Annotated in this window: 12 protein-coding genes and 2 tRNA genes; 4 read left to right on the forward strand and 10 right to left on the reverse strand. The window is 43.6% G+C overall.

Annotated elements, in window-relative coordinates; all coding sequences use genetic code 11:
- Positions 1 to 424: 424 nt before the first annotated feature.
- The 8 genes from BW980_RS22350 to mutS form a co-directional block, all read right to left on the reverse strand.
- Positions 425 to 754, reverse strand: coding sequence for a glycoside hydrolase family protein (locus BW980_RS22350; protein ID WP_139327681.1), 330 nt, complete (start codon positions 752 to 754; stop codon positions 425 to 427).
- Positions 724 to 1,098, reverse strand: coding sequence for a glycoside hydrolase family protein (locus BW980_RS13675; protein WP_076455781.1), 375 nt, complete (start codon positions 1,096 to 1,098; stop codon positions 724 to 726). The genes BW980_RS22350 and BW980_RS13675 overlap by 31 nt, the downstream gene beginning before the upstream one ends.
- 4 nt (positions 1,099 to 1,102) lie before the next feature.
- Positions 1,103 to 2,365, reverse strand: coding sequence for a DUF6786 family protein (locus BW980_RS13680; protein ID WP_076455782.1), 1,263 nt, complete (start codon positions 2,363 to 2,365; stop codon positions 1,103 to 1,105).
- A 2-nt stretch (positions 2,366 to 2,367) separates the two neighbouring features.
- Positions 2,368 to 2,883, reverse strand: a complete 516-nt coding sequence (locus BW980_RS13685; protein ID WP_076455783.1) for a glycoside hydrolase family 97 N-terminal domain-containing protein — start codon at positions 2,881 to 2,883, stop codon at positions 2,368 to 2,370.
- Between the two features lie 17 nt (positions 2,884 to 2,900).
- The gene (locus BW980_RS13690) at positions 2,901 to 3,401 is read right to left on the reverse strand and encodes a sulfatase-like hydrolase/transferase (RefSeq protein ID WP_076455784.1); all 501 of its coding nucleotides are present in this window, start codon (positions 3,399 to 3,401) and stop codon (positions 2,901 to 2,903) included.
- A 315-nt stretch (positions 3,402 to 3,716) separates the two neighbouring features.
- Positions 3,717 to 3,800: transfer RNA gene (locus tag BW980_RS13695), tRNA-Leu, on the reverse strand.
- 87 nt (positions 3,801 to 3,887) lie between these two features.
- A tRNA-Gly gene (locus tag BW980_RS13700) sits at positions 3,888 to 3,960 on the reverse strand.
- A gap of 133 nt (positions 3,961 to 4,093) precedes the next feature.
- Positions 4,094 to 6,676: a DNA mismatch repair protein MutS gene (gene mutS / locus BW980_RS13705; RefSeq protein ID WP_076456265.1), complete on the reverse strand. Its 2,583-nt coding sequence runs from the start codon at positions 6,674 to 6,676 to the stop codon at positions 4,094 to 4,096.
- 198 nt (positions 6,677 to 6,874) lie between these two features.
- On the opposite strand from mutS, the gene BW980_RS13710 reads away from it, so the two are divergent.
- Complete coding sequence (locus tag BW980_RS13710; RefSeq protein WP_076455785.1) at positions 6,875 to 7,414, forward strand: RNA methyltransferase; 540 nt, start codon at positions 6,875 to 6,877, stop codon at positions 7,412 to 7,414.
- Here the strand turns inward: BW980_RS13710 and folK are convergent.
- Positions 7,411 to 8,556, reverse strand: coding sequence for a 2-amino-4-hydroxy-6-hydroxymethyldihydropteridine diphosphokinase (folK, locus tag BW980_RS13715; RefSeq protein WP_076455786.1), 1,146 nt, complete (start codon positions 8,554 to 8,556; stop codon positions 7,411 to 7,413). The two genes, BW980_RS13710 and folK, sit on opposite strands and share 4 nt — an antisense overlap.
- A gap of 71 nt (positions 8,557 to 8,627) precedes the next feature.
- Between folK and sppA the strand changes: the two genes are divergently transcribed.
- Positions 8,628 to 10,391: a signal peptide peptidase SppA gene (gene sppA, locus BW980_RS13720; RefSeq protein ID WP_076455787.1), complete on the forward strand. Its 1,764-nt coding sequence runs from the start codon at positions 8,628 to 8,630 to the stop codon at positions 10,389 to 10,391.
- Positions 10,392 to 10,465: 74 nt separating this feature from the next.
- Here sppA and BW980_RS13725 read toward each other — a convergent pair whose 3' ends face one another.
- Positions 10,466 to 12,565 (reverse strand): OmpA family protein, encoded by a 2,100-nt coding sequence (locus tag BW980_RS13725; protein ID WP_076455788.1) that lies wholly within the window; start codon positions 12,563 to 12,565, stop codon positions 10,466 to 10,468.
- 106 nt (positions 12,566 to 12,671) lie between these two features.
- Here BW980_RS13725 and BW980_RS13730 point away from each other — a divergent pair, with 106 nt between their 5' ends.
- Complete coding sequence (locus tag BW980_RS13730) at positions 12,672 to 13,382, forward strand: queuosine precursor transporter (RefSeq protein WP_076456266.1); 711 nt, start codon at positions 12,672 to 12,674, stop codon at positions 13,380 to 13,382.
- 164 nt (positions 13,383 to 13,546) lie between these two features.
- The gene (locus BW980_RS13735) at positions 13,547 to 16,261 is read left to right on the forward strand and encodes an AsmA family protein (RefSeq protein WP_076455789.1); all 2,715 of its coding nucleotides are present in this window, start codon (positions 13,547 to 13,549) and stop codon (positions 16,259 to 16,261) included.
- Positions 16,262 to 16,271: the final 10 nt, after the last annotated feature.

The following is a 16,271-nucleotide window of genomic DNA, read 5'->3' on the forward strand; positions in this document are numbered from 1 at the left end:
TAAGTTATTTCAATATATGTGTAGTTGTTTTATAGGAAAACATATGACAATGCTAAGCTTGAAGTTTTAATAAATACGGTGGTTTTGAAAAAATGTAAAACTTTTAGGGACTTTTGTTTTGTAGGAAACAATCTTACATAAATATCCCTTTTAAAACCGACTAAGTCATGCTGGTTTGGGGAGGGGCTGACTACGAGCGATAAAAAACACCGCATTGAAGGAAGTATTTTTAGGGGTAAAAGAGGAAAAAAGAACGAGGGCCGGCTCGGTGTGTGAACGGAGTTCTTTCCCTGCCCCATCGGCGAAAGATTGGAGTCCGTTGTTTTACATAGGGGCCTTCCGGTCGTTGTGCGTAAGCTACGCCCATTTGTGTTTTTGAAGGCCCTTGCTCGCCATGGGTAATGGACAGCCCTTTATAATAGAGCTATATTTTATCGTCCCTTACTAATACCTTGGCATCATCGATCCTATAGCTGTCAAAGGCTTCCGGTGTTTGGGAGATTTCATGTATGGGATTGTTTTCCACCCTCTTAAAAGGCCCTGTCGGATGGTCGGCTACCGCAAGTCCGATGGCGGTTATATCGTTTACCGAATTGTTTTCGAATATGTGGTCCTTATTTCCGGGGGTAGGCTTCACTCCTGTATAATACAGGTGATACCGCCCGTCGCAAGTCAAGCTATTGGGGGTAAAAACCGATTGGCTGTCAAATTCCCCCTCACGACCTAGCCCCAGTGCATGCCCTCTTCCTTCCAAGTAAGACCCTTGTCTACGGAAGTCGCATACCGGATAGAACCCCAATAGCCTGCGGTTTGGGGACTCTCCATTTTGGTATACCGAACAGAATACCTGCCATTCACTTGAATGATATCGCTATTGTCGCGTCTGTTAAAAAGGGAGTCTTTTCCAATGTCCTTGACTTCTTGGTAGGTAAATCGGACCGATTTTAAGGGGGTATCGGTTTCTTGTTTTTTGATTGCGTTTTTACTGGTTTGCTTACGGCTTGATAATACAAATAGGGCTGTCGTTAAAAGGCTGATAGGATAGAGCATCCCTTTTTTTGGGGCCCCTGCGCGATTTGATTTTTGATTTCTTCCCATAGGTTTAGTTAAAGGCCTTTTTGATGTCATCTATGGTCACTCCGAATACTTGCTTTATTATGGGCGCCAAGCTATTTTCATTCCCTTCGATATGAAAGGTGTGTTGGATATGTGTTCCATTCTCACCGGCCTTTAGGGCCAAGGCAGGGGAGGAGGTTTCCAGTTCGTAAAAAGAGCCAAGGGGGGCTTTTCCGGGAGCTGGGGCACCGTCGTTATAGGAATTGATTACATCTCCCGAGTACGGTTGTTCCTGTATTTCCCACATCGAATTTACGTAATCGCTTATGCCCTCGGGTTTGTTGTACTTTAAAATGGTCAGTATTCCGTTTTCCGTATCATAAGAACCCGCTATGTTTTTTGCGCGAAGGGGAGGTAGGCCTATCTTGCTCCGATACTGTCCGTCACCGCTAAAATAGAGGACATTTTCTCGAACAACCAATCGTTCTGGCGGGACTTTGCCAAAGTAAGTGTCGTTTACGACTGCGCCCAAATGGTCTTCATCACCCGAAATATAGGGTATGACAATGGTGGTTTTAGGAGAAGGGGTGAACATGCCCAAGAGCCATATCGATACCAGTCCGGATTCTTTTTTCCAGTCCTCTTTTCCGGTGTTGGTTACGGTATTTGTGGTTTTATAGGCCACGGCCCTAGTTTCCCCCAATGTACCTATACCCAGTTCTTTTTGTATTTCTTTTGGGGATAAAATTGTTATTTCGCGTTCAATGCCCAAGTCGAATTGAAATCCTGAATAATTGGTCAACGCGGCGTTTTTTGTAAATACCACCTTATTCGGGGCACTACTCTTTATATTGAAAGGTTCTAAGTCTATAAGCCTCGGTGTTTGCCAGTTCTCTAAGTTGAATTCATTTCCTTCTTTAAAAAACAGAGAATATTGCCCGCCTTCGGGGCCTAGCCAAAAACGTTCTTCACCACCAAAGGCATTGATGTGCTCTAGGGTGTCTTGTGATTCAAAAAGTTTCCTGTTGATCCACCCATAACTTCGTCCGTTTGGTCCTGATGAACTACTGGTCATTACCCGACCTTGTAGATTAGGGGCTAGGGCGACTTTGGCCTTGCCCGATGAATCCGTTAGTTCTATTATCGGAGTATAGGTTTTCATAAAGCTTAAATCATCCTCGTAAGGAGTAAAGGCCAGGGTATCTATAGCTTTCGGGGCTTGGGTTTCTTTTTTCTCCGATTTACAGGCGGTCATGGTCATGATAAGGAGTAGGGGGATGAGGTACGGTTGGCTGATAGTTATATTCATAATTATTGTTTTGAGTTTTTATTATAGTAGTGTTCCCCAGCCGGCATATAGGTTTTGTCGGTAGCGGAGAGTCCGTATTCGATGAAAAAGGCAGGTTTTTTAGCAATAGGAAAATCATCGGTCACAAAACGGAAGGTACTGCCACCGTCATAGGCACGAATATAGAGGGTGGCCGGAACACCTTCATAATCTAGGGACGCCCCTAGCTCATTATATGTGTCTTGAATTTTGCTGAACTGCCCCCAAACGGGGGTCAAAGTATCGGTCAAAGAGGTAACCTTGGTCTCCATTACTTTTACTTTTGTATTCGGAAAAATCGACAACGCTGAATTTTTAAGCCTTTGTTGTCCGTTCCGGAAGATAGAATAACTTAAAAGACCATCGGTATTGGCAAGTGTGAGTGCAATGGATTGGTCTGGGGATTTTAGGATAAACGTATGGGTAGACTTTTTACATGCCTTTGTTAGGCTTGTTACGAACAGGATCCAACCCCTTATAAGCCATTTTTTGTTTTTCATAAACAGGACTTAATACGTTACTTGGTTACGATTCCTTCAATTTGCTTCCAGCCCTCCATACCATCATTCTTGTGCTTTGTGCTAGGGGTACTCCGCCCGTCCATTATTATGTTTTTAAGGGCTTTTGTAGGATTGTTCTCGATTCGGTTTTTGCTTTCGCCAATATCGTCTTTGATCAAAGATTTTGAATAGCCGCTTAAAACGAAACTTTTTAGGGAACTACGCCAATTATAGCGCCCCGTTAAAATGCCATATGGGGTTGGATACCACACTTCGGATGAGCTATGTGCGTCAGTGAACTTGATGCCATTGGCGGCCATGGTATCGGGGTTTGGTGTCGCGATTTTGTCTTTTTGATTAAAACTTTTAACATCGCCATAGCCCAAATCATCGGCAAGGATGTATATGATATTCGGACGGTCGAATTTTTGGTTTTTATCTTGACTGAAACTGGGTCCGCAAGCTATAAACGTAAAGGATAAAAGGAGTAGGAGGGTGGTAGGTTGCTTGGTGAGCATCTTCTTTGTTAGTTTGTTTTTTTGTAATTATTCAATATTGTCAACTAACTTAAGAAAACTTATATAGTACTAGGGTTAAAAAGGGAGGAATAATGCATTGGATTTTTGGAAAATTTGAATAAACGTCAATTTCTTTATTTGTGATTTTGTGTTTAAGCAGGGTGCTCTTGGGAAATGGAATCGCCCATATCGAAAGTGTGTTTCAATTTATTTCTCCTGGTTAACGAAGATTTTATGGGTGGGAAGGAAAGTTTTTCAAACTGAAACAAGCGGAAAAAGAAAAAGCCAAGACGATTAATCTTGGCTTCTCATCTGTACTCGAGACGGGACTTGAACCCGTACGGACTAATGTCCATTGGATTTTAAGTCCAACGTGTCTACCAATTCCACCACTCGAGCCGCTATTGGTAAAGTCTTTAACAAAAAAACGCCGACAAGCAGCGTTTATAATGTCGAGCAAAAGACAGATGAAATCTGTGCTCTTTGAGCGAAAAACGGGATTCGAACCCGCGACCTCCACCTTGGCAAGGTGGCGCTCTACCAGCTGAGCTATTTTCGCATAGTTATTAAAGGTAAAGAACGTGACATCTTTCACAGATGCGGATGCAAATTTAATACAATTCTCTAAAATGCAAAGAAATTTTTTATGAAATCTGAAAAATAAAAAAACAGATGGTTTTGCTGTAGGAAATTTACGAACTAACCTGCTTGTTTTTGGTCAATAATCGTTTGATTTCATTGAGTTTCATAAGGGCTTCGACCGGTGTTAAGGTGTTGATATCGAGATGGGTTATTTCCTCTTTTATCTGTTCGAGCAAGGGGTCGTCTAAATTAAAGAAGCTCAATTGCATCTCGTCTTGGGCACTTTGTAATTTATCGGTGAGCTCTTCGCTTGAGTGCGATTTTTCAAGTTTTTTTAGGATTTTGTTTGCCTTTCGGATTACTTGGGACGGCATTCCGGCCATTTTTGCCACGTGAATTCCGAAACTATGTTCGCTTCCGCCTTCGGTCAATTTTCGAAGAAAAAGTACATTGTCTTTTAATTCCTTTACCGAAACGTTGTAGTTTTTGATGCGCTCAAAGGTGGTCGCCATTTCGTTGAGTTCGTGATAGTGTGTAGCAAAAAGGGTCTTGGCCCGTGCCGGATGCTCATGTAGGTATTCACTAATGGCCCAGGCAATGGAAATACCATCATAGGTGCTTGTGCCCCTTCCGATTTCGTCGAGCAAGACCAGACTTCGCTCCGATAGGTTGTTCAAGATAGAGGCGGTCTCGTTCATTTCAACCATAAAGGTAGATTCGCCCATAGAAATGTTGTCGCTCGCCCCGACACGGGTGAAAATTTTGTCCACATAGCCAATTTCGGCGGCTTCTGCCGGCACAAAAGAGCCCATTTGGGCCAAGAGTACGATCAGGGCCGTTTGTCTCAGTATGGCCGATTTACCACTCATATTGGGTCCGGTGATCATTATGATCTGTTGTTCGTCTCGGTTGAGGGTCACATCATTGGCAATGTAAGCCTCTCCTAAGGGCAATTGTTTTTCTATGACCGGATGCCTACCGTTCTTGATGTTGATTTCGGTTGTTTCGTTAATGACGGGCTTGGCGTAATTGTTCTCTTTGGCAAGCTGGGCAAAGCCGCAAAGACAATCGAGTTGGGCTATTTGTTGTGCGTTGTTCTGTACTGGGGCAATATACTCTTGGGCCCAGACCACCAATTGCGAAAACAATTGTTGTTCGAGGCTAAGAATGCGTTCTTCGGCACCCAGAATCTTTGATTCGTATTCTTTTAGCTCTTCGGTGATATAGCGCTCGGCATTGACCAAGGTCTGTTTGCGGATCCACTCTTCGGGCACCTTGTCTTTATGTGTGTTCCGTACTTCAATGTAGTAGCCGAAAACGTTGTTCGAGGCAATTTTTAATGAGGTAATGCCCGTGCGTTCGCTTTCGCGGGCGAGCATTTTATCTAAATAGTCCTTGCCCGAAAAGGCAAGGCCCCTGAGTTCGTCAAGTTCATCGGAATAGCCATCGGCAATGGTCTTGCCCTTAGGGATGTGTACAGGAGCCTCTTCGTTGATCATTTCCTTGATCTTGTTGCGGAGCATATCGCACGCGTGCAATTGATCGGAAATAAGCTGAAGGGCCTCGTCATTGCTTTGGGCCGTTAGTTGTTTGATAGGGATGATGGCCTCGAGCGAATTTTTGAGCTGTACGATCTCTTTTGGATTTACTTTTCCGGTCGCCACCTTTGATATGAGGCGCTCAAGGTCGCCCATTTGTTTGATCCGTTGCTGTATTTTTAGCAAGGTGTCGTCATGATCGTGTAAATAAGAGACTACCTGGTGTCTGCGGTTTATCTTTTCGATGTTCTTTAAGGGAAGTGCCAACCATCGCTTGAGCATACGTCCGCCCATGGGTGACAAGGTCTTGTCTATGATGCTTAAAAGGGTGACCGCATTCTGGTTGGTAGAATGGTAGAGCTCTAGGTTTTTGATGGTAAAACGATCCATCCAAATATGCTCTTCTTCTGCAATGCGCTTTAGGCTGTTGATGTGTTGCAACTGCCGGTGCTGCGTTTCCGAAAGATAGTGCAAGACTACGCCTGAAGCAATGATGCCGTGCCCTAAATGGTCAACGCCGAAGCCTTTTAGGGTGCTGGTGTTGAAATGGTTGGTAAGGGTCTCTTGGGCATAGTCGTTCTGAAAGACCCAATCTTCCATGTAGAAGGTATGGAACCGATTTCCGAAAACTTCAAGAAATTCCTTTTTGTGTTTTTTAGGGACCAGTACCTCGTTCGGGGCAAAGTTCTGCAAGAGTTTGTCGATCTGTTCTTCGGTTCCTTCGGAAGTGAGAAATTCCCCTGTGGAAATATCAACGAAGGAAACCCCTAAGAGCTTTCTTCCAAAGTGAACGGCACAAAGGAAGTTGTTAGACTTTGCGTTTAGAATATCGTCGTTCATGGCCACGCCAGGGGTAACCAATTCCGTAACGCCCCTTTTTACGATGGTCTTGGTCATTTTGGGGTCTTCCAACTGGTCGCAAATTGCGACGCGTTCACCGGCCTTTACCAATTTGGGTAAATAGGTGTTTAACGAATGGTGGGGAAAACCCGCCAATTCGGTACGGTCGCCACCATTGTTTCTATGGGTGAGTATAATGCCCAGAATTTTAGAGGCCCTTACGGCATCTTCCCCAAAAGTCTCATAGAAATCACCTACGCGAAACAATAGTAGGGCATCAGGATACTTGGTCTTGATGGTGTTGTACTGTTTCATCAAAGGTGTAACCTTTTTTGTTTTTTGCGATTTTCCCAAAGCGATCTGAATAGTTTAATTTTACAGCGAAAGTCCGTAAAACGAAAGTACTATTTTTTCAAGGGAAGATAAACCATTGTTGATATTTGAGGATAAGTTTATCTTCGGCGTTTTACCGGATCGGTAACCTTTAAAACACTCCCTTAACGGAGGTACAGTATGCGAAAACTTAAGAACGAAGAATTGAACCGATTAGATGTCGAAGCCTTTAAACAGGCCGATAAAACCCCTGTTGTTATTGTGTTGGACAATATCAGGAGTTTGAACAATATTGGTTCGGTCTTTAGAACTTCCGATGCCTTTTTGGTCGAAAAGATATACCTCTGTGGTATTACCGCACAGCCGCCCCATAAAGACATCAGAAAAACGGCCCTTGGGGCTACCGAAAGTGTGGATTGGGCCTATAAAGAAAATACAGTGGAGCTTGTAGAAGCGTTAAAAGCCGATGGGTATACGGTCTTGGCTATTGAACAGGCCGAAAATGCCGTAATGTTGAACGCATTTGAAATAGATGCGGATAAAAAGTACGCCCTAGTATTCGGGAACGAAGTAAAAGGGGTGTCGCAAGAGGTGGTGAACGCCAGTCACAATGTGGTGGAGATTCCCCAGTACGGAACCAAGCACTCCTTGAATATTTCGGTGAGTGTGGGCGTGGTGGTATGGGACCTGTGGTCTAAACTAAATGCCTTAAAGGCCTAGTTCGGCAAGTGAACGGCAAACTTGGAGATCTTGTCAATAATGGTGTCGTAATCTTCTTTGCGTTCCACAAAATCAAGGTCGCCCAATTCAATGATCAGGTTGTTCTGCTCAGGGTAGCCCTTGATGAACTCAAAATACCCTTTGTTGATCTTTTGGAGATAATCGGGGGCGATTTTTTGCTCGTAATCACGGCCTCTTTGTTTAATGTTATCGAGCAAACGCTCGGTCGTTTGATACAGGTAGACGTATAAACGGGGCTTCTTTACCTCTTTGTACATGAGGTGGAAGAGTTTTCGGTACAGTTCAAATTCTTCTTGCTGTAGCGTGATACGGGCAAATATGAGGGACTTATATATGTCGTAATCGCTTACCATGAATTTCTTGAACAGGTCGTACTGAGAGGTGTCGTCGGTAAACTGCTGGTACCTGTCGGCCAAGAAAGACATTTCCAAAGGAAAGGCATACCGGCTTTGGTCTTCGTAAAATTTCGGCAGAAAGGCGTTGTCGGCAAAGCGTTCCAAGACCAGCTTGCCGCTGAAATCTTCGGCGATTTTGTTGGCCAAGGTGGTTTTGCCGGCCCCGATGTTCCCTTCGATGGCTATAAAGTTCAAATGGGCAAAAAGGTCGGCCCTGTTCTTGTGCAATCGGTAGGTCGTGCGTTCAAGTTTGCCCTTGTCACGACATTCTTGAATGAGGTTGCGGGTGTCTTTGTTCAGTATCGGGTGATAGAACTGGGGAGCGATATCCGCCAAAGGTTTTAACACGAACTTACGGTAGGTGAGTTCGGGGTGTGGTATCACTAAATTCTCTGAAATAAAGGTTTCCCTTTCGTAATATAGAATATCGATGTCAATAGACCTAGGGTGGTAGCCGTCTTCCGAAGACCGCACTCGTCCCAGTTTGGTCTCAATGTTCAAAAGGGTGTGCAAAAGCTCCTGTGGGGGCATGACCGTTTTGATCGAAATACAAATGTTCATAAAGTCGCTAGACTCAAAACCCCAAGAGCTTGTTTGATATACATGCGATATCTTCTGCACTTCTCCGGCGGTATTGTGTATAGCGAACACTGCATCCTGCAGGTTGTTCAAAGTGTCACCAAGATTACTTCCTAGTGAGAGGTATACTGTTTTGGGGTCATTCATAATATAAGGCAAAGTAACAAAAAGTAGAGGTGAGTTCATTATCTTTGGATAAAAATACTAACCTAATTTTCATGAAATTTTTAAGAAATCTCTTGGCGGCCATCATAGGCTGCCTTATTGCTTTTGGTGTTGTGTTTATTATGTTCATTATCTTTATTGGTATCGTGGGCAGTTCTGAAGACACGGTGACCATAAAGAAAAATTCGGTTTTAGAGCTGCAGTTAAAACGTCCGATCAGTGATTATGTAGGAGATAATGCAATGGATCCTTTTGCCGGGGCACTGTATGAGCAGTCGCAAGGTCTTGACGAAATCTTACATGCCATTTCTGTGGCAAAGGACGATGACGATATCAAGGGCATTAGTATCAACAATAATTTTATGATGGCGGGCCTTGCCCAAACGCAGGCCATTCGTAAGGCACTTGAGGCATTCAAGACCAGCGGTAAATTCGTGTATACCTATGGTGATTTTTACATGCAGAAAGATTACTACCTGGCAAGTGTGGCCGATTCTATCTTTATGAACCCGGTCGGGGCCTTAGATTTTAGAGGCTTGTCTTCGGAAGTGTTGTTCTTTAAAGATTTACAGGAAAAGACAGGGGTGAAGATGGAAGTCATACGCCATGGAAAGTATAAGAGCGCCGTTGAGCCTTTTATATCAAATGAAATGAGCGAGGCCAATCGAACCCAAATTAAAGAGTTGATAGGTTCGTTGTGGAATTCAATGCTGGAGGATATTTCCAAAGGAAGGAATATACCACCTGCCGACCTGAACGTCATTGCCGATACCTTGGGGGGAAGAACCCCTGAATATGCCAAGGAAACAGGGCTTTTGGACGGGGTGATTTTCTTTGATGAATACCAGCAGAAACTCAGGAATGCGCTCAACATTGGTGAAGATGACGATATGAACTTGGTTTCACTAGACGACTATGTCATTCGTTCGAACAAGAAAATCGTTAAAAAAGGTGCCGATAAAATTGCCGTTATTTTTGCACAAGGTGAAATATTGTACGGTGAAGGAGGCCCTGATGTTATAGGTCAGGGCATTATCAATGAGGCGATTATAGAGGCCAAGGAAGATGATAAGGTAAAGGCCATTGTGCTCAGGGTAAATTCCCCGGGGGGGAGTGCCTTGACCTCTGATATAATTTGGAGGGAAATTGAATTGGCCCGAGAGAAAAAACCTGTGGTGGTGTCCATGGGGAATGTGGCCGCTTCCGGTGGGTACTATATCGCCGTGGGTGCGGATAAAATTTTCGCGGAACCTACAACCATTACGGGGTCCATAGGGGTTTTTGGAACCATACCCAATATGAGTGGGCTGGCCGCGAATATCGGTATCAACGCCGAGCAGGTAGGAACCAATAAAAACTCGGTTGAATACTCCCTTTTTGAACCGATGACCGATAATTTCAGGAACTATGTTCAAGAAGGTATTGAGAGTACCTATAATACTTTTTTACAACGGGTAGCCCAAGGGCGTAACATTAGTATGGCCCAGGCAGATAGTTTGGCACAAGGCCGGGTCTGGAGCGGCGTAGATGCCAAGCGAATGGGACTCATAGATGAACTGGGTAATTTAGAGGATGCCATAGACGAAGCCGCAAATATGGCCGAATTGGGGGATTACGGACTTAAAAAATACCCTAAGTATAAATCAGGATTTGAAAGGTTTATGGAAGATTTAGGCGGTGCCAGCGCCAAGGTGAAACAAGGGCTTATTGAAGAGGAAATAGGAACGGAAGCTTATTCTATATTGAAACAAGTGAAGTCCGTTATGGAACGGGAAGGGGTTCAGGCACGCATGCCATTTGTACTTGATATTAAGTAGTTCTGTTATTGGAAAAATAAAAAGAGCCAGCATATTGCTGGCTCTTTTGGTATATAATAGGTGGTCTTGGTATGCTATTTTACAAGGTTGATTTCAACCCTTCTGTTTTGGGCACGACCATCTTTGTACATGTTGGAGGCAATAGGCTTGTCTTCCCCGAAACCAACGGCGGTCAAACGCGAAGGGTCGATTCCGTTTTTGATCAAGAAATCCCTGACCGACATGGCCCGAGATTCTGATAGTTTTTGGTTGGTAGCTTTGCTTCCTATGCTATCGGTATGCCCTTCCACAGTAAACTTCGCATCCGGATATTCTTTTAAGATGCTTATGATGTCTACTAAAACGGCGGTAGATTCCGACTTTATACTTGCTTTTCCAGAATTAAAAAGTATGGTCTTGGCGTAATCGTTCAGCTGTTTCTGTACTTCCTCGGTAACTTCGGGAGCTTCAGGGCAGCCTTTGTTGGCAACGGTTCCCATCTCGTTAGGGCATTCGTCGTTTTTGTCCAAAACTCCGTCGTTGTCAGTGTCGGGCCATGGGCATCCTTCGTTTTCTGCGGCTCCGGGTTCGTTAGGGCATTTGTCGTCTTCGTCAAGTACATCATCACCATCGGAATCTACCAAGGGACAGCCGTTGTTCATGACTTCACCTGCTTCTTCAGGGCACTTGTCGTCTTTGTCGACTACCTCGTCACCATCGGTGTCGGGCCATGGGCAACCGTTGTTTTCGGCTGGACCGAATTCATCGGGACAGTCGTCTTTTCGGTTTACGATGCCATCGCCATCCCTGTCTTTGGGTTTTCCATGGTAAACAGGTATTTTTAATCCGGCATAAACGTCGGCAGCTTTAGAGTTGTCGCTCAACAATAAGCTCATAACAGATCCGGAACCGATGTAAAGAGGTCCGGCCCTAAAACCTGCGCCCCATTGTGCACCTGAACCTTGTATAAGGCTAACGGGCATGTAAAAACTGAACCATTTGCTTTCATAGCGAGGGGTAAATGATACCATTGTAGGTATTCTATTGGAGTTTACCTTAGTGTTAGATCGTAAAGAGAAATCGGTATTCAAGTTCAGGTAAAAACTTTTGTTCAGGCTATAGTCTACATTAAAATGCAAGGCCGTTGGTAAGGCGAATTTCTCTGAACTACTGGAGCCGGTCTGGGTATAGAGATTGTTGAGAAGGTCTTCGAGATTGTCTTCGTTCTCAAAATCGTCCTCATTTACCGTTCCTGTAATGTCATAGGTATTTTGGGTACCGTTCTTATAGTTGATCGACCCAATGTCGCTGATGGAAAGCGCGAACTTTAACTTGTATTTGTTCAGATGTTTGAAAGTATTCGAACCGTCGTTGGAAGCATAGGAGGCGTAATCGGGGCGCCACTCGTAAACGACACCTAGATCGGCGCCGAAGCCGGTTGCCCCATCTACGATTTCAACTTCAAAATCTTCGAAATTATCGTCAATATTATCGCTGTGCCCGTAATTTACCTCACCTGTCGATTCAATGCTTCCGGTGGTCTGCCCTCCTGAAAGGGGAGTGCCGTCGGCATCATAATCTATAGTGACGTTTTTACCGCTGGCATAAGCGTTGCCTAAACCTTGTAGGTATTTTAAAGAGATCCCTCCCTTTAAAAAGTGCTGGTCTTTGTTTAGTAACACACGGGCATAGGTGACGCCAACTTCGGCCCAAGCATTCGCCGTAAGGTAGACATCGTCCTCATCGATCAATAGGTCTTCGTTTTCGTCAAAATCGTTGGAGATGCTTTCAAAGGTGTTTCCATTGATTTTGTTTACATTGTAGCCGACCCTTCCCCTTGTAAAAATGGCCAAGGAACTGGTAGGGGTGAGGTTGAACATAAACGATGGCCCTAAGACATCGGCATTTCCAAAGAAGTTGTTACTGTCTTTGGGGTATTTTTTACCATCGGTATCAAAGTCGAAATCGGAGGTGACCACGTCACCCAACTTTAATCCGTAGTAATCATTACTAAAAAATGTACTGGCACCTGCAATATTGATGTCCGTTTTGAACCTTGAATCCGTAATATTGGCAGGGTTGGCGATAAGGCCGTTGACACCGCTGTAGTTGTCCGTCAGATAGCCAACGTACGACTGGGCTTTGGCGCTTAGCCCGCCTAGAACGAGTAATGATGTAAGTATCGTTTTTTTCATGCTTGGGTTTTTTTAAGCTATTTTTGGTTTTTAGAGAGTCATGCAATAACGGGTAATCATCGACGAAATTGTATGGTTCATCGATGATTTTAACATGAAAAAGCTTATGAATCTAAAGGATAGCCGGTTGGCGTATCAGATATATCTTTATCTAGGAGCACTTTTTATAACTTCTCTGGTAGTCTCTAATCTTATTTTTCAGAAGTTTTTTTATTGGAATCCCTTTGGCAATTTTACCGTTTTTGGGGTCTCGTTGTTCGAAATATCGGTGGGCGTTTTGCCTTATCCGATAACTTTTTTGATTACGGATCTGATTTCGGAAATCTACGGAAGGAAAAAGGCCAATCAAATCGTTACTGCAGGTATTTTTGCCAGCCTGTTTTCAATGGTCATCATTTTGGTGGCCGAAATGGCCCCGGCCATAACTTCTTCCCCTGTAGATGATTCAACATTTACCAAGGTGTTCGCCCTTTCCCCTATAGCCGTTTTGGCTTCGATGATCGCCTATCTCTTTGCCCAGTATATCGATATTGCCATCTATCATTTTTGGAAAAAGGTTACCAAGGGCAAATACCTTTGGGTCCGGAACAACTTTTCTACTTTTCTTTCCCAGTTCGTAGATACCTTTACCGTAGTGGGACTGCTCTGTGTTTTTGGCGTTTTGCCATGGGACCTCTTTTTTGGTTTGGTGGTAAGCGGTTTTGTTTTTAAGGTTTTAATAGCATTTCTCGACACTCCTTTTCTGTATTTCTTCGTATATATCATGCGAAAACGGTTCAAATTGGCCATGGGGGAAGAAATAGCGCTAGAGGTATAATATTCATAGCTTTTTTGAGTTGTATCGATAGGGTTAAGAATCTTGATATGAGAGCTAAAAAAACCGCTCTTCTTTTGTTAGGTTGGGCGTGGTTTCAAGCTTGGTCTTGGCCTATGTATTTTGTATTCCGTTACATTTTATAAATCAGTATTTGAAATAGAATTATGAAAAAGAAAATAGTTAGGATCGTAGGAGTGCTTGTATTGCTTATTGTGGCCGTACTTGTGGCCGCACCCTTCTTCCTTGAATCTAAAATCGGTGAGATCATAAAGAATAACGTAAACAATAATGTGAACGCAACTCTCGATTTTTCAAAGGCCGATTTGAGCCTTTTTAGCAATTTTCCCAATGCTGAGGTTGGCTTGGAAGATGTGGTGCTTTTGAACAAGGCCCCCTTTGAGGGCGATACCCTTTTTGCCGCCAAGAGCGTAGCGCTTAAAATGGGAATAGGTGAATTGTTCAAGGGGCAGGGCGAGGCAATAGGTATTAAAAGCCTAACGCTTGATGGAGCCGTGGTAAATGTTACTATAGATAAGGAAGAGAATGCGAGTTTCGATATCGCCCTACCTTCCGATGAGCCAAGTGCGCCTGCCGATACTTCCGGCGAGGGCTTTGTCCTAGATTTGCAGTCGTATGCCATTACCGATACCAAAATTGTTTATGATGACCGCTCTACCGGTATGCGTTTGGAAATTTCCGAAATGCAGCACAATGGCAAGGGAGATCTCTCTTTGGAAAAATCGGAACTCGATACCTTTACTGAAGCTTTGGTGTCTTTTGAAATGGATAGCACCAATTACCTGAACAAAAACAAAATTCAACTCGACGCCCTTATCGGGGTAGACTTGAATGAAAATAAATATAGCTTCCTTGAAAACGAGGCGCTGATCAATCAGTTGGCCTTGGTCTTTGACGGATTTATTAAACTGAACGAAAACAACCAGGAGGTAGATATCAGCTTTAAAACCCCGTCTTCTGACTTTAAAAACTTTTTGGCGGTCATTCCTGCAGAGTACTCAAAGAACATAGAAAGCGTAAAGACTACCGGAAACTTTATCTTGGAAGGTCAGTTTAAAGGTATTGTCGATGAAGGGCACATCCCTAAATTCAATATAAAGATCAATTCGGAAAACGCATCCTTTAAATACCCCGATTTGCCGAAATCGGTTCGTAACGTTTTTATCGATACCGAAATAAACAACAATACGGGTATAGTGGAAGATACTTATGTCGATATTGAAAAATTGTCCTTTATGATCGATGAGGACAAGTTTAATATGACGGCCAATATCAAGGAGCTTATGGGGAACACAAAGGTAAAGGCCCATATTGATGGGAATATGAATTTGGCCAACCTCAAACAAGCGTATCCCGTACCCGAAGACCTCGATTTAAAAGGGCTGTTGGTCGCCGATGTGAATACGTCTTTTGATATGGCTTCCATAGAAAAAGAGCAGTATGGGAAAACCACGACCAATGGTAAACTTAGTATCAGTGATTTTGAATATAAGTCTGCCGAGATACCCAATCCTGTAAAACTGAAGACCACAAGTTTGACCTTTAACCCGACTACGGTGACCTTAAATGAGTTGAGCGGTACTACGGGCAAAACCGATTTTAACGCGAAAGGAACCATCAAAAACCTGTTGGGCTTTATGTTCAACGACGAGAAGGTTGAGGGAGATTTTGATCTTTCATCCAATACCTTTGCCTTGGGCGATTTTATGGTAGAAGAAACTGAGGGGCAAACTCAAGAAGGTAAGACCGAAGAGGTTGAAACGGGAGGGACCACGGAAGAAAAAATTAAGATTCCGTCATTTTTGGATGCCAATATCAATGCATCGGCCAATACCGTGCTTTATGACAATCTTACTTTAAAAGATGTAAAGGGAAATCTGCGTATAAAAGATGAAAAGGCCACATTGACCAATATGACCTCTTCTATTTTTAATGGTACTATGGCCTTTAATGGTGAGGTTTCGACCAAGGAGGAAACTCCCACCTTTGCCATGAATCTCGACATGAAACAACTGGGAATAAGCGAAACGTTCAAGTCTCTGGAACTCTTTAAGGCGGTTGCCCCGATTGCCCAAATCTTAAAGGGTACCCTCGATTCCGATATAAAACTTTCAGGTAACCTTACTGATGACCTGGTACCTGATTTATTGACCTTGAGCGGTGATATTTTTGCCGATATAATGACCAAGGAAATCGATTCGGAAAGCGCTCCCTTGCTTACCGCTTTAGATAGTAAGTTAAGCTTTGTCGACCTCAAACAATTGAACCTTGACGATTTGAAGACCAAGCTTACCTTCGAAAACGGACTTGTAAGCGTGAAGCCTTTCACTGTAAAGTATAAGGATATTGCTATCAATGTTGGGGGCAGCCATACCTTCGACAAGAAGATGGATTATAAGGCGACTATGGAAGTGCCGGCGAAATATCTCGGCAGTGATGTGAACAAATTGATTTCACAAATAGGCGAGGACGATTTAAAAGATTTGACGATTCCCGTTGTAGCCAGCATTGGAGGTAATTATGATAACCCTAGTGTAAGTACCGACCTGAGTTCAGGAGTGAAGAACTTGACCGGTCAATTGGTGGAAATCCAAAAGCAAAAGCTTATCGGTAAAGGAAAGGATAAGGCCAAAGATCTATTGGGTGATGTATTGGGAGGAAACAAATCTGAAACCGATTCTACCAAAACTTCGACCAAAGATGGCGTGAAAGAGGTCTTGGGCGGTCTTTTGGGAGGAAGTAAAAAAGATACGACAGAGGTGAAGGCGGATTCGGCCACACCTAAGGAAGATGAAGATGTGGTCAAGGAGAAGGCCAAGAGCATATTGGGCGGTCTCTTGGGAAAAAAGAAAAGTGAATAACAAAAACAAG

Origin of the sequence: Zobellia uliginosa, from assembly GCF_900156625.1 — a bacterium.
GTDB classification, from domain to species: Bacteria; Bacteroidota; Bacteroidia; order Flavobacteriales; family Flavobacteriaceae; genus Zobellia; species Zobellia uliginosa.